This is a genomic window from Actinocatenispora thailandica (assembly GCF_016865425.1).
Taxonomy (GTDB): domain Bacteria; phylum Actinomycetota; class Actinomycetes; order Mycobacteriales; family Micromonosporaceae; genus Actinocatenispora; species Actinocatenispora thailandica.
Genome location: NZ_AP023355.1, coordinates 3,291,804 through 3,311,202, shown reverse-complemented (window position 1 = coordinate 3,311,202; position 19,399 = coordinate 3,291,804). Strand labels below are relative to the sequence as shown.

The 19,399-nt window shown below is 72.3% G+C and carries 21 protein-coding genes; 12 read left to right on the top strand and 9 right to left on the bottom strand.

Annotated elements, in window-relative coordinates:
- Nucleotides 1-56: 56 nt before the first annotated feature.
- Nucleotides 57-1,064: a bile acid:sodium symporter family protein gene (locus Athai_RS14715; protein WP_203962009.1), complete on the top strand. Its 1,008-nt coding sequence runs from the start codon at nucleotides 57-59 to the stop codon at nucleotides 1,062-1,064.
- A gap of 36 nt (nucleotides 1,065-1,100) precedes the next feature.
- Here Athai_RS14715 and Athai_RS14710 read toward each other — a convergent pair whose 3' ends face one another.
- Nucleotides 1,101-1,496 (bottom strand): VOC family protein, encoded by a 396-nt coding sequence (locus Athai_RS14710; protein ID WP_239156941.1) that lies wholly within the window; start codon nucleotides 1,494-1,496, stop codon nucleotides 1,101-1,103.
- Between the two features lie 44 nt (nucleotides 1,497-1,540).
- Between Athai_RS14710 and Athai_RS14705 the strand changes: the two genes are divergently transcribed.
- From Athai_RS14705 to Athai_RS14695, 3 genes are all read left to right on the top strand, one after another.
- Nucleotides 1,541-2,509: a helix-turn-helix transcriptional regulator gene (locus Athai_RS14705; protein WP_203962008.1), complete on the top strand. Its 969-nt coding sequence runs from the start codon at nucleotides 1,541-1,543 to the stop codon at nucleotides 2,507-2,509.
- A gap of 116 nt (nucleotides 2,510-2,625) precedes the next feature.
- On the top strand, nucleotides 2,626-3,600 hold the full coding sequence (locus tag Athai_RS14700; protein WP_203962007.1) for an aldo/keto reductase: 975 nt from the start codon (nucleotides 2,626-2,628) through the stop codon (nucleotides 3,598-3,600).
- Between the two features lie 127 nt (nucleotides 3,601-3,727).
- A complete protein-coding gene (locus tag Athai_RS14695) occupies nucleotides 3,728-4,411 on the top strand; it encodes a lysoplasmalogenase (protein ID WP_203962006.1) in 684 nt (227 codons plus the stop codon).
- Here the strand turns inward: Athai_RS14695 and Athai_RS14690 are convergent.
- Nucleotides 4,377-4,559: a hypothetical protein gene (locus Athai_RS14690; RefSeq protein ID WP_203962005.1), complete on the bottom strand. Its 183-nt coding sequence runs from the start codon at nucleotides 4,557-4,559 to the stop codon at nucleotides 4,377-4,379. The genes Athai_RS14695 and Athai_RS14690 overlap by 35 nt on opposite strands.
- Nucleotides 4,560-4,698: 139 nt before the next feature.
- Between Athai_RS14690 and Athai_RS14685 the strand changes: the two genes are divergently transcribed.
- From Athai_RS14685 to Athai_RS14675, 3 genes are all read left to right on the top strand, one after another.
- Nucleotides 4,699-5,541, top strand: coding sequence for an NAD(P)H-binding protein (locus Athai_RS14685; protein WP_203962004.1), 843 nt, complete (start codon nucleotides 4,699-4,701; stop codon nucleotides 5,539-5,541).
- 89 nt (nucleotides 5,542-5,630) lie between these two features.
- Entirely contained in the window at nucleotides 5,631-6,251 is a 621-nt protein-coding gene (locus Athai_RS14680) for a TetR/AcrR family transcriptional regulator (protein ID WP_203962003.1), read from the top strand.
- Nucleotides 6,252-6,275: 24 nt separating this feature from the next.
- Nucleotides 6,276-7,739: an FGGY-family carbohydrate kinase gene (locus tag Athai_RS14675; protein ID WP_239156940.1), complete on the top strand. Its 1,464-nt coding sequence runs from the start codon at nucleotides 6,276-6,278 to the stop codon at nucleotides 7,737-7,739.
- A gap of 70 nt (nucleotides 7,740-7,809) precedes the next feature.
- Here the strand turns inward: Athai_RS14675 and Athai_RS14670 are convergent, their stop codons facing one another.
- From Athai_RS14670 to Athai_RS14655, 4 genes are all read right to left on the bottom strand, one after another.
- Entirely contained in the window at nucleotides 7,810-8,688 is an 879-nt protein-coding gene (locus Athai_RS14670) for a carbohydrate ABC transporter permease (RefSeq protein WP_203962002.1), read from the bottom strand.
- On the bottom strand, nucleotides 8,685-9,611 hold the full coding sequence (locus tag Athai_RS14665) for a carbohydrate ABC transporter permease (RefSeq protein WP_203962001.1): 927 nt from the start codon (nucleotides 9,609-9,611) through the stop codon (nucleotides 8,685-8,687). Before Athai_RS14665 ends, Athai_RS14670 begins: the two co-directional genes overlap by 4 nt.
- A 54-nt stretch (nucleotides 9,612-9,665) precedes the next feature.
- Nucleotides 9,666-11,024, bottom strand: a complete 1,359-nt coding sequence (locus tag Athai_RS14660) for an ABC transporter substrate-binding protein (protein WP_203962000.1) — start codon at nucleotides 11,022-11,024, stop codon at nucleotides 9,666-9,668.
- 127 nt (nucleotides 11,025-11,151) lie between these two features.
- Nucleotides 11,152-11,913, bottom strand: a complete 762-nt coding sequence (locus Athai_RS14655) for a DeoR/GlpR family DNA-binding transcription regulator (RefSeq protein ID WP_203961999.1) — start codon at nucleotides 11,911-11,913, stop codon at nucleotides 11,152-11,154.
- A gap of 383 nt (nucleotides 11,914-12,296) precedes the next feature.
- Here Athai_RS14655 and Athai_RS14650 point away from each other — a divergent pair, with 383 nt between their 5' ends.
- Genes Athai_RS14650 through Athai_RS14640 form a run of 3 tightly spaced genes read left to right on the top strand, consistent with a single transcriptional unit; the run spans nucleotide 12,297 to nucleotide 14,183 of the window.
- Nucleotides 12,297-13,262 (top strand): pirin family protein, encoded by a 966-nt coding sequence (locus Athai_RS14650; protein ID WP_203961998.1) that lies wholly within the window; start codon nucleotides 12,297-12,299, stop codon nucleotides 13,260-13,262.
- Nucleotides 13,259-13,567 (top strand): GNAT family N-acetyltransferase, encoded by a 309-nt coding sequence (locus Athai_RS14645; RefSeq protein ID WP_203961997.1) that lies wholly within the window; start codon nucleotides 13,259-13,261, stop codon nucleotides 13,565-13,567. Before Athai_RS14650 ends, Athai_RS14645 begins: the two co-directional genes overlap by 4 nt.
- Before the next feature lie 52 nt (nucleotides 13,568-13,619).
- Nucleotides 13,620-14,183: a YceI family protein gene (locus Athai_RS14640; RefSeq protein ID WP_203961996.1), complete on the top strand. Its 564-nt coding sequence runs from the start codon at nucleotides 13,620-13,622 to the stop codon at nucleotides 14,181-14,183.
- Nucleotides 14,184-14,204: 21 nt separating this feature from the next.
- Here the strand turns inward: Athai_RS14640 and Athai_RS14635 are convergent, their stop codons facing one another.
- The 3 genes from Athai_RS14635 to Athai_RS14625 form a co-directional block, all read right to left on the bottom strand.
- On the bottom strand, nucleotides 14,205-14,990 hold the full coding sequence (locus tag Athai_RS14635) for an SDR family NAD(P)-dependent oxidoreductase (RefSeq protein WP_203961995.1): 786 nt from the start codon (nucleotides 14,988-14,990) through the stop codon (nucleotides 14,205-14,207).
- A 72-nt stretch (nucleotides 14,991-15,062) separates the two neighbouring features.
- Entirely contained in the window at nucleotides 15,063-16,427 is a 1,365-nt protein-coding gene (locus tag Athai_RS14630) for an MFS transporter (RefSeq protein WP_239156939.1), read from the bottom strand.
- A gap of 77 nt (nucleotides 16,428-16,504) precedes the next feature.
- The gene (locus tag Athai_RS14625) at nucleotides 16,505-16,792 is read right to left on the bottom strand and encodes a hypothetical protein (RefSeq protein ID WP_203961994.1); all 288 of its coding nucleotides are present in this window, start codon (nucleotides 16,790-16,792) and stop codon (nucleotides 16,505-16,507) included.
- A 194-nt stretch (nucleotides 16,793-16,986) separates the two neighbouring features.
- Between Athai_RS14625 and Athai_RS14620 the strand changes: the two genes are divergently transcribed.
- Together Athai_RS14620 and Athai_RS14615 are read left to right on the top strand one after the other, a co-directional pair.
- Complete coding sequence (locus Athai_RS14620; protein ID WP_203961993.1) at nucleotides 16,987-18,429, top strand: ABC transporter substrate-binding protein; 1,443 nt, start codon at nucleotides 16,987-16,989, stop codon at nucleotides 18,427-18,429.
- Complete coding sequence (locus Athai_RS14615; RefSeq protein ID WP_203961992.1) at nucleotides 18,398-19,354, top strand: carbohydrate ABC transporter permease; 957 nt, start codon at nucleotides 18,398-18,400, stop codon at nucleotides 19,352-19,354. Before Athai_RS14620 ends, Athai_RS14615 begins: the two co-directional genes overlap by 32 nt.
- The last annotated feature ends 45 nt before the right edge of the window (nucleotides 19,355-19,399 follow it).

The window sequence follows — 19,399 nt, the reverse complement described above, 5'->3', positions numbered from 1 at the left end:
ACAATGACCCGGCGGAGTCGGAGAATCGAGGGCGGATCCACCGACGAAAGGCGGCCATGGCCCGCATCCCCGTGCTGTCTCGACTGCGCATCGACCCGTACATCCTGGCCATCCTGGCGATGGTCGGGCTGGCCGCGCTGCTGCCGGCGCGCGGGGTGGGCGCCACCGGGTTCGGCTACGCCACCGACCTCGCCATCGGGCTGCTCTTCTTCCTGTACGGGGCGCGCCTGTCCCCGCAGACCGCGCTGGCCGGCGCCCGGCACTGGCGGCTGCACCTGGTCGTGTTCTGCGCCACCTACGTGCTGTTCCCGCTGCTCGGGATCGCCGCCCGGGTGCTGGTGCCGACCGTCCTGTCACCCGACCTGTACGTCGGGGTGCTGTTCCTGTGCTGCCTGCCCTCGACGGTGCAGTCGTCGATCGCGTTCACCTCGATCGCCAGGGGCAACGTCGCGGCCGCGATCTGCTCCGCGTCGTTCTCCAACCTGATCGGGATCGTGCTCACCCCGCTGCTGGTGGCGGTGCTGCTGTCCGGGCACGGCACCGGCCTGTCGTTGCACTCGATCAGCGCGATCGTGCTGGAGCTGCTGGTGCCGTTCGCCGCCGGCCAGCTGCTGCGCCGCTGGATCGGCGGCTTCGTGGAAAAGCACGGCGTGGCACTCAAACTGGTCGACCGCGGCTCGATCCTGCTGGTGGTCTACACCGCGTTCTCCGAGGGGGTGGTCGCCGGCATCTGGCACCGGCTGTCGCTGCCGCGGCTCGGCGAGTTGCTGGTGGTCGACTGCGTGCTGCTCGCGCTCGCCCTGGTGATCACCGCGGTCGCATCCCGGCGGCTCGGGTTCAGCTGGCCGGACCGGGTCACCATCATCTTCTGCGGCTCGAAGAAGAGCCTCGCCTCCGGGTTGCCGATGGCCGGCGTGCTGTTCCCGGCGAGCGCGGTCGGGCTGGCCGTGCTGCCGCTGATGCTGTTCCACCAGATCCAGCTGATGGTCTGCGCCTGGCTGGCGCAGCGCTGGAGCACCCGGGCCGACGCCGTCGAACAGGTCGAGGAACCCGCCGCGGCGTGACCGCCGGGCCGGGTCTCCCGACCTGTTCGGTTGCGGTCAGGACGCCTTGCAGAGGCAGAACGGGTGGCCGGCGGGGTCCAGCAGTACCTGCCAGGTGCTGCCCGGCTGGAACTCCGGCACGGTGGCGCCGAGCCGCACGCAGGCCTTCTCGGCGGCGGACACGTCCGGTACCGACAGGTCCAGGTGGAAGCGCTTGGTGCCGGTGGCGTCCGGCCACGCCGGCGGCTGGTAGTCCGGTACCCGGCCGAAGCCGATCGAGCTGTGCCCGTCCGAGATCATCGCGTAGTCACCCTCGTTGAACGTGATCTCCCAGCCGAGCACGCCGTGGTAGAACTCGGCGAGTCGGCCCGGGTCCGCGCAGTCCAGGTTGACCATGATCAGGTTGGCCACGGCGGCGGATGAAGTGTCGTTGAGCTGGGAATTCGTCGTCATGCCGACCATGATGCCGGCCGTACCCGTCAGTTCGTGTCGGGTACGTGAGAAAATTGGCCGTGCGCGCGTCCCGGCTGCTGTCGTTGCTGCTCCACCTCCAGGTCCGCGGTCAACTCACCGGGCCGGAGCTGGCGGCGCGCCTGTCGGTGAGCGAGCGCACCGTGCAGCGCGACGTGGAGGCGCTCGTCGCCGCCGGCATCCCGGTTCGCTCGGTGCGCGGCCCGGCCGGCGGCTACGCACTGCCGGGCGGGTACCGCACCCGGCTGACCGGCCTGGGCGCGGCCGAGGCGCAGGCACTCGCGTTCCTGGGGCTGTCCGGCGCGGCCGAGGCGCTGGGGCTGTCCGAGCAACTGGACACCGCCCAGCACAAGCTGTGGGCGGCGCTGTCCGGCGACGCCCGCGAGCACGCCGACCGCTCCGCGCAGCGGTTCCACCTCGACCCGGTCCGCTGGTACGGCAGCGCCGAGCCGACGCCGGCGCTCGCCGCGGTGGCCGAGGCGGTGTGGCTGGACCGCCGGCTGCGGCTGCGCTACGCGGCCCGGGGCGGGAAGGCCGGTGAGCGCACCGTCGACCCGCTCGGCCTGGTGCTCGCCGCCGGCGACTGGTACCTGGTGGCCCGGCGGGACGGGGCGCGCCGCACGTACCGCATCTCCCGGGTGCTCGCCGCGCAGGCGCTGGACGAGCCGGTCGCGCGCCCGGCCGGCTACGACCTCGCCGCCGACTGGGCGGAGGCCCGCAGCCAACTGGAGTCCCGGCACGAGCTGGTCACCGTCACGCTGCTCGCCGACCCGGCGGTACTGCCGGGGCTGCGCCGGGTGGTCGCCGTGTCGGGCCAGCATCTGATCGACGTGGCCGCCGTCGAGCCGGTGCGCCTGGAGGTCCCGTTCGAGGGTCTGACCTGGGCGGCCAGTGCGTTGCTCGGCCTCGGTGCCGGTGTCGAGGTGCTCGCGCCGGCCGCGTTGCGCGACCGGGTCGCCGCGGAGTCACGCGCCATCGCCGAGCGGTACCGCTAGGGTTCTGGGAGGTCCGTGCGCAGGGACCGCCGGCCGGTGGGCGGCCTCGCCCGAGGCCCGGCCGTCGTCCGGCACGGACCGCCGACAAGGCTGCGATCGTCGACGGAAGGAGCGTCATGCGGTATACGACCCTGGGCCGTACCGGGCTGGAGGTGTCCCGGATCGCGTTCGGCACCTGGCAACTCGGCGGGGAGTGGGGCAGCTTCGATGCCGACGACGCGGTAGCGGCGATCCGGCGCGCCCGGGAACTCGGTGTGACCTTCTTCGACACCGCGCAGGGCTACGGCTTCGGGGCGTCGGAGGAACTACTGGCCCGTGGCCTGCGGCCGGAGCTGACCGGCGACCGCGACAGCGTTGTCATCGCCACCAAGGGCGGCATCGACCCGGGCGGGCCGCGACCGCGCAACGCCGGCCGCGACTACCTGCGCGCCGGCGTCGAGTCGAGCCTGCGCGCGCTCGGCGTCGAGTACATCGACCTGTACCAGGTGCACTGGCCCGACGATGCGACCCCGGCGGAGGAGACCGCCACCGCCCTGCAGGAGATGGTCGACGAGGGCAAGATCCGGCACGTCGGGGTGTCCAACTACGACGTCGAGCAGCTGGCCGCGTTCGACGCGGTGCGGCCGGCGGAGACCCTGCAACCGCCGTACCACCTGTTCCAGCGCGGCATCGAGGAGCAGCTGCTGCCGTACTGCCAGGCGCACGACACCGGCGTGCTGGTGTACAGCCCGCTCGCGTCCGGGCTGCTGACCGGAACCTGGACGGCGGACGTGCGCTTCGACGACACCGACTGGCGGTCCCAGGCGACCGCGTTCCACGGCGATGCGCTGCGCCGCAACCTCGCGATCGTCGACGAGCTGAGCAAGTTCGCCGCGACCAAGGGTGTCTCGGTGGCGCAGCTGTCGATCGCCTGGACGCTCGCCCGGCCCGGCGTGGACGTGGCGATCGTCGGCGCCCGCCGGCCCCGCAACATCGCCGACAGCCTGGCTGCCGCCGACCTCACCCTGACCGCGGACGATCTCGCTCGCATCGACGAGATCACCGCCGGCGCCGTCCAGTTCGTCGGCGCCAGCCCGGAAGGCGTCGCCTGACGGCCCCGATCGCCAGCCCGGAAGGCGTCGCCTGACGGTCCCGATCGCCCGCCCGCGCCGCGAGCCGCAGCACCCGTTCCGCCGGATCCCGCGGTACGGGTGGTGCGGCCTGGCTAGGGTGCGAGCCATGACGCGGTCGGGTGGTGGTTCGGCGGCGGCGCGGGTGCTGCTCGCGGCGTACGCGGTGGGTGCGCTGGTCGAGCTGACCGCGGTGGCACAGCAGTGGACCCTCGTCGACCGGGCGACCAAGCCGCTGCTGATGCCGCTGCTCGCGGCGTACCTGCTGGTCCGGGTCGGCGCCCGGTGGCGGGTGCTGCCGGTGGTGGTCGGGCTCGCGTTCGCCTGCGGCGGCGACATCGCGCTGCTGGCGTCCGGGATGGTGTTCTTCGCGCTGGGCATGGGGCTGTTCGCGGTGACCCACCTGTGCTACCTGGTGACGTTCGCGCGGTCCGGCGCGCTGGCCGGGCTGCGCCGGCGCGCCTGGGTCCCGGTGCTGTACGCGCTGGGCTGGCTGACGCTGCTGCTGGTGATGCGCGACCGGGTGTCGGTGCCGCTGCTGGTCGCGCTCGCTGCCTACGGTGTCCTGCTGTACGCGATGGCGTCGAGCGCGGCCTGCCTCGACGTGCTGCTCGGCGTCGGCGGGCTGCTGTTCGCGGTGTCCGACAGCATGATCGCGCTGGGCACCGGCGGGTTGCGGCTGCCGGCGCACGACCTCGCCGTGATGGTCACCTACCTGCTCGCCCAGGGCGTGCTGGTGGTGCGGTTCGCCGGGCTGGTCACTTCGGCGCGTGTGCCCGCAGGTAGCCGATGACCAGCAGCACCAGCACCGAGATGCCGATCAGCTTCCACAGCTGACGGCGGATCTTCGCCTGCTTCTCGCCGCGGAACAGGATCAGCCCGACCGCGCCGACGAGGATCAGCACGCCGACGATCGCGCCCCCGGTGGAGATGATGTCCACACCCGCCCCTTAGCTCTCACCGCAGTTGCACCGATCGTGCCGTGGGCGGCGCGGACGGTGCAAGCCGGGGTCCGCAGTTGACTTCAACCGCACTTCAACTCCTACCGTCGTCGACGTACCCGCAGCGAGGAGGACGACGATGGAAACGATCCTGGTCACCGGCGCCACCGGCCACGTCGGCCGGCAGGTGGTCGAGCAACTCACGGCCGCCGGGCATCCGGTCCGGGCCATGACCCGCAGCCCGGCGAGCGCCCGGCTGGCGCCCACCGTCGAGACGGTGGCCGGCGACCTGGCCGACCCGGCGAGCCTGACCGCGGCGCTGGACGGCGTCGGCGCGGTGTTCCTGATCTGGCCGTTCGGGCACCCGCGCGGTGCCGAGGCCGCCGTCGACGCGATCGCCGAACGGGCGGAGCGGATCGTGTACCTGTCCACGCTCGGTGCGGCAACCGGCGCCGGCGGCATCGTCGGCATGCACGGCCGGCTGGAGCAACTCGTCGAGTCGGCGGCACCGGCCTGGACGCTGCTGCGCCCGTCCGGATTCGCGGCGAACACGCTCGGCTGGGCCGCCCAGCTCCGGCGCGGTGACGAGGTCCGGGCGCCATACCCGGGGCTGACCCGGCCGCTGATCGACGAGCGTGACATCGCCGCGGTCGCGGTCGAGGCGTTGACCACCGGCGGTCACGACGGTGCGCGCCACCCGCTGACCGGGCCCGCGGCGCTGAGCCAGGTCGAGCAGGTCGCCACGATCGGCGAGGTACTCGGCCGGCCGCTGCGGTTCGTCGAGGTCGACCGGGCGCAGGCGCGGCGCGACCTGGTGGCCGCGGGCCTGCCTTCGCCGTTCGCCGACAGCGTCCTCGCCGGGCAGGCGGCGCAGCTGGACAACCCCGAACCGGTGCTCGGCACGGTCGCCGACCTGACCGGTCGCCCCGCCCACACCTACCGGGACTGGGTGGTGGCCCACACGGCCGACTTCACCGGCTGACCTCCACCCCGACGGCGGGTGCCGGCGGCGGTGCCCGCGGCGCTATCGTCACGCTCGACTGGGTCGTACGGCCGTGCGTGGAGGTGGCGATGACGGCGGTGCGTCGCGGTTCCCCCGTGCCGCAGCGGCTGCTGGCTGCAGCGGTCGAGCTGATCGCCGAGGTCGGTTGGGACGCGGTGAGCACCCGGTTGCTCGCCGACCGGGCCGGCGTGGCGCCGGGCCTGGTGCACTACCACTTCAGCTCGGTGCGGGCACTGCTGCGCGGCGCCGCGCTGGCCGCCATCGACGCCGCCCTGGCCGACGCCGTCGGCGCGGTCCGGACCGGCTCGGATCGTGCTGCCGGACTCGACGCGCTGGCCGTACTGCTCGACCACCTGGCACCGGACCGGCTCGCGGTGTTGTTCGCCGAGACGCTGTGCGCGGCGCACCGGGATCCGGTGCTGCGGGCCGCGTTGACCGCGCGGCTGCGCGCGTTCCGGGCCGCGCTCGCGGCCTGGTTGGGAGACTGCGGTGACCCGGCGCCGCAGCGTACCGCCGCGGTGCTGGCCACCGCGATCGACGGGATGCTGGTACGCCGGGCGGTGTTCGGCGACCGGTTCACCGCCGGGGCCCGTACCGAGTTGCGCCGGCTGGTCGGCCGGGACGGTTGCAGCCCGGGCGATGCACCTTGCGGGCCCGGCGACGCACCCGGACAATCGTGTACCACGTGATGTGTCAAGCCGGGTGGGTGGGCAGTGGGCGGTGCGGGGCCGGCACGGTACCTGGGCGTCGACATCGGGACGTCGGTGGCGAAGCTGGCGCTGTTCGACGGCGCCGGCACCGTGCTGGGTACCGCCGGGCGCACCGTGCCGCTGCGACATCCGGCACCGGGCCGGGTCGAGCAGGACGCCGAGGCGGTCTTCGCGGCGGTCGGTGAGCTGGCTCGGGAGGTCTGCCCGGGGCCGGCCGACGCGCCGCGGCTGGTCGCGGTGACCGGTCAGGGCGACGGCTGCTGGCTGGTGGACGACGACGGGCGTCCGGTCGGACCGGCGCTGTCCTGGCTGGACGCGCGCGCCGCCGACGTGCTGGCCGACTGGGACCGGGCCGGCGTGACCGAGGCGATCTACCGCCGCACCGGCAACTCGCTGTTCCCCGGCGCGCAGGCGCCGCTGCTGGCCTGGCTGGACAAGCACCAGCCGGACCGGCTGGCCCGCGCCGCGACCGCCGGGTACTGCAAGGACATGGTGTTCGGCCGGCTGAACGGAGTGCGCGCCACGGATGCCTCGGATTCCTCGATGCCGTTCGGCGACGGGACCGGCGCCGGGTACGACAGCGGGCTGCTCGACGCCTGCGGCCTGGCGCACCGGTCCGGACTGCTCGCGCCGGTCGTGGCGCCGCTGCCCACCGGCGCGCTGACCGCTCGAGCGGCTGCCGGGACCGGGCTGCCGGCCGGCGTCGCGGTCACCGGCGGGCCGTACGACCTGCCCGCGTGCGCGGCCGGCGGCGGCGTCACCGAGGTCGGTTCCGGGCTGCTGACCCTGGGTACCACGCTGGCCTGCCAGGTGCTCGTGTCCGGCGTGGACAAATCCGGTACCCGGGCCGGCATGCACCTGGCCACCGGTACGCCCGGACGCTGGCTGCGGGCGATGCCCGCGATGGTCGGTACCGCCTCGCTGGACTGGCTGCTCGCCCTGCTCGGCCGGCAGCACGACCAGCTCGACGGCCTGCTGCGGGAGACCGCACCGGGCGCCGGCGGCGTCGAGGTGCTGCCCTACCTGGCGCCGTCGGGGGAGCGGGCACCGTTCGTCGACCCGGCCGCCCGCGGGCAGTTCACCGGAATCGGGCTGACCACCACCGGCGCGCAGCTGGTGCGCGCGCTGTGCGAGGGCCTGGCGTACGCGGCGCGGCAGTGCCTGGAGGCGGCGGGGTTGTCCGGCCGGCTGGTGGCGTGCGGCGGCGGTACCCGGTCGCTGCGCTGGCTGCAGATCTTCGCCTCGGTGCTCGGCCGGCCGCTGGAACTGGCCCGCAGCCCCGAGGTCGGCGCCCGCGGGGCGGTGCTGGCCGGCCTCGCCGCGCTCGGCGAGCCGGTCGATCGGGCGGCCTGGACCCGGCCGGACCGGATCATCGACCCGGACCCGGCCGCCTCGTCGTACTACCAGGCGGGCTACCGCCGCTACCTGGCCAACCAGGAGGCGGCCCGGGACCGCTGGCGCCGCTGACCCCCCGTGACCCGGTGCCGCGGTGCGGGGCGCCCTCGACGCCCCGCACCGCCGCCCCCGCACCGACGGGTTACTTGACCGCGCCCAGCGACAGCCCCTGGACCAGCTTGTTCTGCGCGGCGAAGCCGGCGACCAGCACCGGAATCGAGATGGCGGTGGCGGCCGCGCACACCTTGGCGAGGAACAGCCCCTGGGTGGTGACGAAGCTGGTCAGGAACACCGGCGCGGTACCGGCGACCACCCCGGTGAGCACCCGGGCGAACAGCATCTCGTTCCAGGCGAAGATGAAGCAGATCAGCGCGGTCGCCGCGATACCGGGCGAGGCGATCGGCAGGATCACCCGGCGCATCACCGTCGGCAGCCTGGCACCGTCGAGCGCGGCGGCCTCCAGGATCGCCACCGGTACCTCGGCCAGGAACGAGTGCATCATCCACACCGCGATCGGCAGGTTCATCGCGGTGTACAGGATGACCATCAGCCAGATGTTGTCCAGCAGCCCGATGTGCTGCGCGATCAGGTACACCGGCAGCAGCCCGGCGACGGCCGGCAGCATCTTCGTGGTCAGGAAGAAGAACAGCACGTCGGACCACTTGCGGACCGGCCGGATCGCGAGCGCGTAGCCGGCGAACATGGCGAGTACCACGACCAGCGCGGTGGACACGATGCTCGCGGTGGCCGAGTTGATCAGGTACGGCCACGGGTTGGTGGCGAAGAACTCGCGGTACCCGTCGACCGTCAGCGGGGCGGTGACGTCCGGCGGGTTGGTCGCCGCCGCCTGCTCGGAGTGCAGCGAGGTGAACACCATCCAGGCCACCGGGAAGAAGAACGCGATCCCGACGATCCAGGCCACCACCCCCAGTACCGCACCGCCGGGGCCCCGCCGTGTCTTGCGCGGCCGGGCCGGCGGTGGCGCCGCGGTGCCGGCCGGGGCCGAAAGCGTCTGCGTCATCGGTCCGCCTCCTGCTTCAACAGCGACGACACGACCCGCAGCGCGAAGGTGGCGACGATCATCGAGCCGATCACCACGATCACCCCGGCCGCCGACGCTCGCCCGTAGTCGTGTGCCTGGTAGAAGGTCTGGTAGATGGTGTACGGCAGGTTCGCGGTGCCGAGACCACCGGCGGTGATGGTGAACACCGCGTCGAAGTTCTGCACGATGTAGATGCAGCCCAACAGCGCGCCGAGCTCCAGGTACTGCCGCAGGTGCGGCAGCGTGATGTGACGGAACACGGCGAACGCGCTGGCACCGTCGACCCGGGCGGCCTCCAGTACCTCCGGCGAGCGGGACTGCAGGCCGGCGAGCAGGATCAGCATCATGAACGGGGTCCACTGCCAGACCAGGCTCGCGACCACCGAGAACATCGGCGCGTCGGAGATCCAGTCCGGCTGCGCGGCGCCCTGGCCGAAGATGCCGGTCAGGATCCCGTTGAACAGCCCGTACTCCGGGTTGTAGAGCGCGTGCTTCCACAGCAGCGCCGCCGCCACCGGTACCACCAGGAACGGTGCGATCAGCATGGTGCGCACGATCGCCCGGCCGTGGAACCTGCGATCCAGCAGCAGCGCGATGGCCAGCCCCAGTACGAGGCTGACCAGCACCACCGAGACGGTGAGGATCACGGTGGTCAGGATCGACGAGCGCAGCTGCGGGTCGCTCAGCACCGCCGTGTAGTTGCCGAACGCGGCGAACCCGCGCCGGTCCGGGTACAGCGCGTTCCAGTCGGTGAACGAGATGACCAGCGTGGCCAGGAACGGCAGCTGGGTGACCACGATCGTGAACAGCAGCGCCGGTAGCAGCGGCCCGCGGCGGGCCCACCGGCCCGCCGCCCGGCGCGGTCGTACGCCGGCGGGCGCCGGCATCGACACGGTCGTCATGAGGATCCTCCTCGATGCGGTGCCGCCCGGAGGAGGCCGGGCGGCACCGGGCGGCTACTGGTACTTCTTGGCCACCGCGGCGGCCAGTTGCTGACTGCGATCCAGCGCCGCCGAGACGGAGGTCTTACCGGCGATCGCCGACGAGACCTGCTGCGACACCTGGGTACCCAGGTCGGTGAACTCCGGGATGTCGACGAACTGGATGCCCACCGTCGGCCGCGGCTGCACGCCCGGGTCGGTCGGCTTCGCGGTGTCGATCGCGGTCTGCATCGCCGGGTAGAACGCCTTCGCCGCCTTCTGGTACTCCGGGTTGGCGAACGTGGAGGTCCGGGTGCCCGGCGGCACCTGCGCCCAGCCGAGCTTGTTGCCGACGAGCTTCAGGTAGCCCTTGCCGGAGGCCCAGGAGATGAACTTCCACGCGTCGTCGGTGTGCTTGGACGCCTTCTGGATCGCGAACGCCCACGAGTACAGCCAGCCGGACGAGCTGGTCTTGTCCACCGGTGCCGGCACGTAGCCGACCTTGCCGGCGACCTTGGAGTCGCTGCCTTCCAGGCTGCCCGCCGCCGAGGTCGCGTCGTACCACATGGCGACCTTGCCCTGCTCGAAGTCGTTCAGGCACTCGGTGAAGCCGGCCTGCGCGGCGCCCGCCTCACCGTGCTTGCGGACCAGGTCGACGTAGAACTGGGTGGCCTTCTTGAAGCCGCCGGTGTTGACCTGCGCCTTCCAGTCCTTGGTGAACCAGGTGCCGCCCATCGTGTTGACCACCGTGGTCAGCGGCGCGATGACCTCGCCCCAGCCGGGCTGGCCGCGCAGGCAGATGCCCTTGAGACCGGGCTTGGCGCCGTCCGCCTTCGCCGCGAGGTCGGCCACCTGCTGCCAGGTCGGGTGCGCCGGCATGGTCAGGTGCTTGGCCGCGAACACGTCCTTGCGGTACATCAGGAACGACGACTCGCCGTAGAACGGCTCCGCGTAGATCTTGCCGCCGGACGACAGCGACGACTGGATCGGCTTGAGGATGTCCGACTGGTCGAACGCGGTGTCCTTCGCCGCGTACGAGTCCAGCGGTGCGATCCAGTTGTTCTTCGCGTAGAACGGCACCTCGTAGTTGCTGATCGTCGCAACGTCGTACCGGCCCGCCTGGCTGGAGAAGTCCTGGGTGAACTTGTCCCGGGCGTCGTTCTCCGGCAGCACCGTGAAGTTGACCTTGATGCCGGTCTGCTTGGTGAAGTTCGCGGCGGTCAGCTTCTGCAGATCGACCATCTGCGGGTTGTTGACCATCAGCACGTTGATGCTGTGGCCGGAGGCGGAGGTGCCGCCGCCGGCACCACCACACGCGGTCAGCGCGGCCGCGGCGACCCCCAACGCCAGCGCGGCACCCAGCAACCGGGTGCGGCGCGGCAGAAACCTGGACATGGTGTTACTCCTCCACCTCGTCTGCGGGCAGCCTCGCCCGCGCCTCCGGGGCGTACCCCGGATGCTCTGTCGGACATCCGGAGGTCGTCCCGGATGCTCTGTCGGACAACGAAACCGTGTTACCCGTTCACACCCGCATCACCTGCGGACCGAGCATGGACAGCCGGCGCGCCTCGGTTGCCGGCAGTCCGGTGTCGGTGATCAGCGCCTCGAACTGGCCGATGTCGGCGAACCGGCAGAAGCTGGAGACGCCGAACTTGCTGTGGATGCCGACGAACACCCGCCGCCGGGCCGCCCGGACCGCGCACGACTTGACCGCCGCCACCGCAGGGTCCGGCGTGGTCAGCCCGTGCTGCCGGGAGATCCCGTTCGCGCCGATGAACGCCAGGTCGATGACGAACCCGGAGAGCATGTTCGTCACCCAGTGATCGACGGTGGCCAGGGTGCGGCCGCGTACCCGACCGCCGAGCATCAGCACGTTCGCCGCGCCGGTTTCGGCGACCGCGGCGGCGGTGGACAGCGATGCCGTCAGTACGGTCAGCTCCCGGTCGGTGGGCAGCGCCTCGGCGACCAGCTGCGGGGTGAACCCCTCGTCAACGAACACGGTGGCCGCGTCGCCGAGCAGGTCGACCGCCGCGGCGGCGATGCGGCGCTTCTCGGGCACCCGGCGGGTGGTGCGCATCGCCAGCGTGGTCTCGAACGTCGCCGTCTCCACCGGGTACGCACCGCCGTGCGTGCGGCGGATCAGCCCGTGCTGCTCCAGCAGCTTCAGGTCGCGGCGGACCGTCTCCGGCGCGACCGCGAGCTCCTCGGCCAGCCTGGTGACCTCGACCCCGCCGTTGCTGCGCGCCAGCGACAGGATCCGGTGCTGTCGCTCGTCGGCCTGCATCGTTCCCGCCTCCCTTGACATGTCCGCAACGGCGTTGTGACGTATGTCTAACATCGCCGGCATCCGCCGAACACCGCTCGGACTCCACGATCTGTGCCCGATTGTGCCCGCTTGATCGGCCCGATCGGGCGCGACGTACTGCGGTAATCGGGCGTAATTGGGCCGCAACCGCCGCCCGTTCGGGCACCGAATCCGCCCGTTTGTTGCCCGACGGTGCCGGAACGCCGCCCGGCTCGGGCGCGATGCGGACAACGTGCTACTGGGTGCTGCGGGCCCGACCGGGCCGCCCCGGTGGCGTGCCGGAACCGTCCGAACGCCCCGGCCCGGCCGCACGCCCGCCTAGCATCGTTAGCCAGGAGCGTGCCGACGGGGGAGCAGCGTTCATGAGCAACCTGGACACCAGGCCGGAAGTCGTGGTCTGCGGCGGTCGTCGCGAGGTACCCGCCGAGCCGGTGCACGAGGTGCTGCCCGGCAGGACGGTGCCGCTGGGCGAGAGCACGGTGGTGCGCCGGCTGCTGCCGACGCTCGGGCGGCGGCTGGTCGGCGCCTGGTGCTTCCTGGACCACTACGGCCCGGACGACATCACCGACCGGCCGGGCATGCAGGTCGCACCGCACCCGCACACCGGCCTGCAGACGGTCAGCTGGCTACTGTCCGGCACGGTCGCGCACCGGGACAGTCTCGGCCACGTGCAGCTGCTCGAACCGTCCCAGCTGGGACTGATGACCGCCGGCCGCGGCATCGCCCACTCCGAGCAGTCGCCGGTGCCGCACCCGGCGCTGCTGCACGGTGCGCAGCTGTGGGTGGCGCTGCCCGGACGGTACCGGGAGGTGCCGCCGGCGTTCGACCACCACCCGGACCTGCCGGTGGTCACCGACCGCGGTCTGACCGCGACCGTGCTGCTGGGCACGCTGGCCGGGGCCACCTCGCCGGGCACCACGTACTCGCCGCTGGTCGGCGCGGACCTCACCCTCGACCCCGGCGCCGACGTGCGGCTGCCGCTGGAGCGCGACTTCGAGTACGCGGTGCTGTCGGCGTCCGGCGCCGCCGCCGTCGACGCCACCGAGCTGGCGCCCGGCGCCCTGATGTACCTGGGTACCGACCGCGCCGAGGTTCGGCTGCGCACCGAGGGCGGCGCTCGGCTGCTGCTGCTCGGCGGTGAACCGTTCGACGAGCAGATCGTGATGTGGTGGAACTTCGTCGGCCGCAGCGGCGACGAGATCGCCGGCTACCGCGAGCGGTGGAACACCGGCAACGGGTTCGGCGTCGTGCAGGGCTACCAGGGCGATCGGCTGATCGCACCGGCGCTGCCCGCGGCGCCGCTGAAACCACGGGGGAGGACCCGATGACCACCAGCGTGGTGGAGCGACCCGACGTCGACCGGTACGAACTGCACGTCGACGGCGACGGGGTCGCGGGATTCGTCACCTACCGGCGGGCGCCCGGCGAGATCGCGTTCCTGCACACCGAGATCGACCCTGCGTACGAGGGGCAGGGGCTGGGCAGCGTGCTGGCCCGCCGGGTTCTCGACGCCGCCCGCAGGCAGGGTCTCGCGGTGCTGCCGTACTGCCCGTTCATCCGCGGCTGGCTGGCCCGCCACCCCGACTACGTCGACCTGGTGCCGGCCGACCGGCGCGCGGCGTTCCAGCTTTGAACCGGGCCCGACCGGGTACCCGGACGGTGGGACGCCGGGAAGGGAGGCCGCCATGGCCGTATCAACCGGAAAGTACCGATTCGGCAACGACACGGGCTGGCTCCGGCTGCACACCGAACGCACCGGGCTGGGCCGTCGCGCCGGACACGACCTGCTGCTGGAGGCGACCCGCTGGTCGGGCACCGCGGCGATCGGTGCCGACGGCCAGGTCCCGTCCGGTGCGGTGCGCGTCGAGGTCGAGGTCGCCTCGCTCACGGTGCGGGAGGGCAGCGGCGGGCTCAAGCCGCTGACCGATCACGACCGGGAGGAGATCGTGCACCAGCTGTGCAGCGGCAAGCTGCTCGACGCGCACCGGCATCCGACCGTCACCTTCGTCTCGACCGGGTTCACCGGCGGTGCCGAAGGGTTCGAGCTGACCGGCGATCTGACCGTCGCCGGCAGCACCGAGAACGTCACGGTGTCCGGCGCGGTCGGCACCGACGACCGGATCCGCGGCTCTGCGACGGTGCGCCAGACCCGCTGGGGAATCAAGCCCTACTCGGCGTTCCTCGGCGCGCTGAAGCTCGCCGACGACGTCGCGGTCAGCTTCGACACCGCGCTGATCCCGGCCGGCTGACCGGGCTCGGTGGCGGTCGCCTCACGGGGTGCCGACGAGACCGCCGTCGACCCGGACGTCGAGCCCGTTGAGGTAGCCGGCGAGGGGACTGGCGAGGAACGTGACCGTTGCCGCGACGTCGTCGGGGGTGCCGAGCCGGCCGGCCGGGTTCGGTGCGTACCGCTGGGCCAGCTCGGGTTCCAGGCTGGCCCAGTCCCGGCCCTGCGGGTCGTCGGCGAGGAACATCGCGCGCATCGCCTCGGTGACGATCACCCCGGGACTGACCGAGTTCGCGGTCACGCCGGTGCCGGCGAGATCCTTGGCCAGCGCCGTGGTCAGGTTGACCACCGCGGCCTTGGCGGCGCCGTAGTCGACGAGGTTCGGCACCGGGCTGGTGGCGGTGCGGCTGCCCAGGTTGATCACCCGGCCCCAGCCAGCCGAGCGCATCGCCGGCACCAGCGCGCGGATCAACGTCACCGCCGACAGCACGTTGCCCGCCCAGCTGTCCAACCACGCTTGCTCGCCGGCGGTGCGCCAGTCGTGCTGGGCGACCGGGCCGGCGTTGTTGACCAGGATCGACACCCCGAACGCGGTCGCGGCGGCGGCGATGCGCTCCAGGTCGGCGGGGTCGGTCACGTCACCGAGCACGGTGCGTGCCACGCCGCCGGCGGCCCGCAGCTGTTCGGCGGCCGCCTCGGCCCGGTCCCGGTCGCGGCCGTGCACCAGCACCGGGCAGCCCTCGGCCGCGAGCCGCCGGGCGATCGCCGCGCCGAGCCCGCTGCTGGATGCCGTCACCAGCGCCGGTCGCCCGGCCAGTCGAAGATCCATGCCCGCACGGTAGGCGCCGGCTGTGACAGAACGCGTCAGGTTCGCCCGGCGCCGGCGGTTCTACCGGTGCGGTCAGCGCGGATCGTTGCGGCGGCCGGTGGCGAGCGCACCGAGCAGCGCGACGGCGGCCATGATCAGATCCAGCGGAACCAGCGCGGCGCTCGGCTGCGCCGCCGAGGCGAGCGTCGTGATCAGCGCACCGCCGACGCCGATCATCACCACCTGGCCGAGCAGGTCGCTGATCTGCATCGCGGCGGAGTTGAAGCCGCGGTCGGCGGCGGTGGAAGCGGCGAGCGTCAGGATGCCCGCCGCGGAGACGCCGAGCCCCATGCCGGCCCCGGCGACCACCAGCGTGCCGAACACCAGCCAGGGCGGGCCCCAGCTCGGTGCCGTCAGCGCGGTACCGGCGAGGCCCGCGGCGACCAGCACGAAGCCGGCGCGCAGCAGGGTACGGCGTGGCAGCGCACGGCGGCGGCCCTGCCACGCCGCGGACGCGCACCAGCCGAGCGCGCCGACCGTCAGCGGCAGCCCGGCCGCGGCTGGCGAGTACCCGTGCACCGCGGTGAGCGTGAGCGGCACGTACGCGCAGACCGCGAGGTAGCCGCCGGACAGCAGGCCGCGGGACAGCACCACGGTGGGCAGGCCGGCGCGGGCGGTGAGCGTACCGGAGGGCAGCAGCGCGCGTACCGACGGGACGAGGACGGCGAGCGCGGCGGCCGCGGCGACGATCGCCACCGGCGACGGATGCTGCGCGGCGAACTCCAGCGCGGCCAGGCCGGCGGCGGCACCGAGGGCGGCCAGCGGCAACCAGCGACGGACCGCGACCGTCCGGTCGGGCGAATGTGGCGGCAGCCGCCGCAGTGCCGGCACCAGCACCGCGATCCCGGCCAGTACCAGCGGGACCAGCCCGAGGAAGACGTACCGCCAGCCGGCGTGCTGGACCACCAGCCCGGCCGCCGTCGGCCCGAGCAACGCGGGCAACACCCAGGCGGTGGACAGCGCGGCGTACGCGGCGGGGCGGTCGGCGGCCGGGTACACCGCGCCGATCAGCACCGTGACCGCGACGACCTGGGTACCGGCGCCGAGCCCCTGCAGGGTGCGCCCGGCCAGCAACGCCGGCATCGACTTCGCGGTGCCGGACACCAGCAGCCCGACGACGAACACCGCCGGGCCGGCGAGCATCGCCGGCACCGACCCGTACCGGTCGCTCAGCCGGCCGGCGAACACGCAGGCCACCACGCTGGCGGCGAGGAACGCCAGGAACGGCCAGGAGTACTCGGCGCCGCCGTGCAGGTCGGCCACGATCCGCGGCATCGCGGTGTTGACGCCCATGTCCTCGAAGGCGGCGAAGGTGACCAGCGCCACGATGCCGATGGTCGGGCCGCGCCGGTCGGGTGCGAACAGGGCGCCGCGGCGCGCCGGTGCTGTCGTCGTCACCGCGTGATCGTCGAACTTCAACCAGCGTCGAAGTCAAGGCGCTGGGCGGCGAGCCGCGCGCCGACCTCCGGCGCCGGCTACTGCGCGGTCGGCTGCGGCGGTTCCTCGGGGGCGGCGCGGCGCAGCGAGTAGGTCACCGAGTGCAGCCGGCGCGGCGTGCCGACATAGACCGGATCCCGGTCGTACGCCTGCCAGCCGGCGTTGCCGGCCCGGTTGAGGTGGCGCAGGTCGTCGAACCGCTCGTCGGTGCCCCACCGGGACACGCCACCGAAGTAGTAGAAGCTCGCCGACCAGTCCATGAACCGGTCGTTGCCGAACGTGCCGGTCGAGGAGTATTCGAGCCGCGCGTATTCCCATCGGGTCACGCGGTAATGATGCCGGAGCGCGCCGGTTGGCCGCCACTCGTGCGGTCCGGGCGAGTCGACCGGCTGCGTTGCTGAAAAGTTCTGCCGGCGGATCTGTCGTCTTCGCAACAATCATGGCATCGTGTGCCTGTCGCGATCACCACGCCGGACGTGGCGGGCGATCTGTCGTCAGTCTGTGGAAGGGGCGACACAGCATGCGTTCTCGACCCATCGCAGCGCGATCGGCGGCGGCGCTGGCCGTACTGGTCACCGTCGGCCTGACCGCGGCCGGCTGCGTCAGCGCCAAGCACAACAGCGGCAGCGGCGACCCGCAGCGCAACGCCCACGCCAAGCACGCCACGCTGACGATCTCCACCAACGCCATCGTGGGCGGCAAGAACGCGCAGGAAGCCACCTGGATCTCCAAGACGCTGATCCCCGCGTTCGAGAAGGCGGAGAGGGCCAAGGGCCGCGACGTCACCGTGAAGTACCAGCAGAACGGCATCGACGACGCCAAGTACGGCGAGAAGCTGGAGCTGTCGCTCAAGGCCGACGGCGGCCCGGACATCTACATCATCGGCGGCGACTCGATCAGCCGGTACGCCAAGGCCGGGTACGTCGAGCCGCTGGAGAAGGTGGTCGGCAGCAAGGTCGACAGCTGGCCGGGCTGGCAGCAGGTCGACAAGTCGGTGCAGCAGAACGTGTCGATGAACGGCAAGTACTACGGCGTGCCCAACGGCGTGGACGGCCGGGTGCTGTTCTACAACAAGAAGCTGTTCGCCAAGGCCGGCCTGCCGGCGAACTGGCAGCCGACCAGCTGGGCCGACATCATCGCCGCCGGCCGCAAGCTTGCGAAGCTGTCCGGGGTGACGCCGATCCAGATCGACGCCGGCACCCCGATGGGCGAGGCGACCACGATGCAGGGGTTCCTGCCGCTGCTGGCCGGTGCCGGGCAGCAGATCTACGACACCAAGACCGGCAAGTACCAGGGCGACACCAAGGCGATCCGGGACGTGCTGAGCTTCTACCGCAGCCTGTACGTCACCGACAAGCTCGGCGACCCGAAGCTGCAGCAGGACCCGAACGGCCGGGACGAGTCGTTCAGCGAGTTCTCGAAGGGCAAGCTCGGCATCATCGGGGAGAGCGACTACCTGTGGCGCTCGATCGTGTGCCCGGACAAGTCGATCTGCAACGCCACCGCGATGGCCGACCGCAACTCCACCGTCGGGTACGCGCTGATCCCGGCCGAGAAGCCGGGCGCCGGGGTGGGCGGCCAGGACTTCGTGTCGATGTCGGGCGGCGGTGGCTACACCATCAACCCGAACACCAAGTACCCGCAGCAGGCATGGGATCTGCTCACCTTCATGCGCTCGCCGACCCAGATCAAGGCGCAGCTCGGCGACACCGTGCAGATCACGGCGAACAAGCAGGTCAACAGCGAGATCCTGCAGAAGGACCCGGCACTGTCGTTCATCGCCGACAAGGTGCTGCCGATCACCCGGTTCCGGCCGTCGGAGGAGCACTACGCCTCGGTCGGCGCGTTGCTGGAGGAGGCGAGCGGGCAGGCCGCCGCGGGCAAACCGATCGACCAGATCGCCAGTCGGTACCAACAGGGTGTGGTGAAGCTTGTCGGCGCAGACCACGTCAGCTCCGACTGACGACACCGGCGCGGCCGACGCCTCCCGGCCGCGCCGGACCGGCCGCACCGGGCCGGGCGACGTGGCGGGGCTCGGCGTCGGCCGGGCGGTGCTGTTCGTCGTACCGGCGCTGGCGCTGATCGCCGCGTTCCTGGTGTTCCCCGCGCTGTGGACGCTGTATCTCGGGGTGCTCAAGTACGACCTTGCGGGCAGCAACGCGGCGGCACCGCAGTTCGTCGGGCTGGGCAACTACACCGACGCGCTGACCGACCCGCGGTTCGCCAACTCGGTGCTGCTGACCCTGGCGTTCGTCGGCCTGTCCGCGGTGCTCGGGCAGAACGGGCTGGGCTTCCTGCTCGCCGCGACCCTGCGTCGCGCCGTCGGCTGGGTACGGATGCTGGTCAACGGGCTGGTGCTGCTGTCCTGGATCCTGCCCGGCACGGTGGTGGTGTTCCTCTGGCAGGCGCTGCTGGACCGCAACGGCGGCACCCTCAACGCGCTGCTGGACACCCCCGGCGCGGCCTGGACGCTGGACCACCCGCTCGCCACGATCGTGGTGTTCAACGTCTGGCGCGGCACCGCCTTCTCGATGCTGCTCTATTCCGCGGCGCTGGACGCGGTGCCGGCCTCGCACCTGGAGACCGCCCGGCTGTACGGGTCGGGGCCGCTGCGCACCTTCCGCGACGTGGTGCTGCCGCGCATCCGCGGCCACATCCTGACCAACACGCTGCTGATCACACTGTGGACGTTCAACGACTTCACCCCGTACATGCTCACCGGTGGCGGGCCGGACCACCGGTCCGAGACGCTGCCGGTCTACGTGTACCGGATGTCCATCGAGGGCGGCCAGCTCGGTTTCGGCTCGGCGATCTCGCTGATCATGCTGGTGATCAACCTGGTCATCGCGCTGTTCTACCTGCGCCTGCTGCGCCGCCGGGGGCAGTGACATGAGCGAGCCAACGACGCCCACCGCGCCGCTCGGTACCTCGTG